Raw genomic sequence first — 1,102 nt, forward strand, 5'->3', positions numbered from 1 at the left:
GCGCGGGGCGGGCGCGGCCCGCCCCGCGGGCGGGGCGGCGCCCCCCCCGCCCCCCCCGCCCCCCCCCCCCGGGCGCCCCGCCGGGGCCGGCTCCGCCAGCGACCGTTCCGCCGCCCGGAGCAGCAGCTGGATCGAGGACAGCCCCTGCGCCAGGGTGTCGTGGATCTCCCGCGCCAGCCGCTCCCGCTCGGCCAGGATCCCCGCGCCCCGCTCGGCCGCCGCCAGCTCGGCCCGGGTCGCCATGAGCTCCTCGATCAGCTCGCGGCGGCGTTCGCTCTCCCGGTACAGCGCCTGGTAGCCCAGTACGGTCGCCACCGCCACGGCCCCGCCGAGCAGCGGCCCGAGGAAGGCGCCGGGCGTCACCGCACCGCTGTGCGCGAGAAAACCGCCGATCGCCGCGCAGGCGGTCGCCGCGACGGCCGCCACGCCCCAGCGCAGCCGCAGCAGGTGCAGTTCCAGGAAGTACAGCGGGAAGGCGATCCACAGCCCGTCGGGGGAGACCACCAGCAGTCCCGCCCAGGCCGCGCCGAGTGCCGCCAGCCACAGCGCCCCGGTGCGCGGCGAGCGGCGCACCGCGGGGGCCAGTACGCCCGCCGTGTACACGGCGGCCAGCACCGCGCAGGCGGCGACCACCCAGCCGGCGCGCGGCGCGGAGTCGGTGACGGCCCGCCCGGCGGAGAGCGCGAGCAGCCCGAACAGCAGCGCGTGCAGGCACAGCCGCAGCACGCGCGCGACGGGGGTCAGGGGGCGGGGAGCGGGGGATTGCGGATCAGCCATGGCCCGACCAGCGTAAAGGCGGGCCCGCGGTCGCCGGTCAATCGAAAGTTTGATGTCGGGATGCGTCCTTCGATACCAGGATCGCTCCCGTGGCGCGATGCCCCGTGCCCCTGCGGGAGACCAGGGTGGGGAGCATGTTCGTCGCATGGAGAGATCTACGGTTCGCCAAGGGCCGCTTCGCCCTCATGGGCTCGGTCGTACTGCTGATCACACTGCTGGTCGGCCTGTTGTCCGGGCTCACGGCGGGCCTGGCCCGGGAGAACATCTCGGCCGTCACCGGGCTGCCCGCCGGCCATCTGGCCTTCGCCGCCCCCGCCGGGGACCC

1 protein-coding gene and 1 pseudogene are annotated in these 1,102 nt (G+C 76.8%); one reads left to right on the forward strand and one right to left on the reverse strand.

What is annotated here, in order from left to right; translation table 11 throughout:
• On the reverse strand, positions 1–777 hold a 777-nt coding region (locus ACFXA3_RS26695), incomplete at its 3' end, for a histidine kinase (RefSeq protein WP_385190848.1).
• A gap of 134 nt (positions 778–911) precedes the next feature.
• On the opposite strand from ACFXA3_RS26695, the pseudogene ACFXA3_RS26700 reads away from it, so the two are divergent.
• Positions 912–1,102, forward strand: a pseudogene (locus ACFXA3_RS26700) (ABC transporter permease); the annotation flags it as partial.

The sequence above is a fragment of the Streptomyces sp. NPDC059456 genome (assembly GCF_042750055.1).
Taxonomy (GTDB): domain Bacteria; phylum Actinomycetota; class Actinomycetes; order Streptomycetales; family Streptomycetaceae; genus Streptomyces.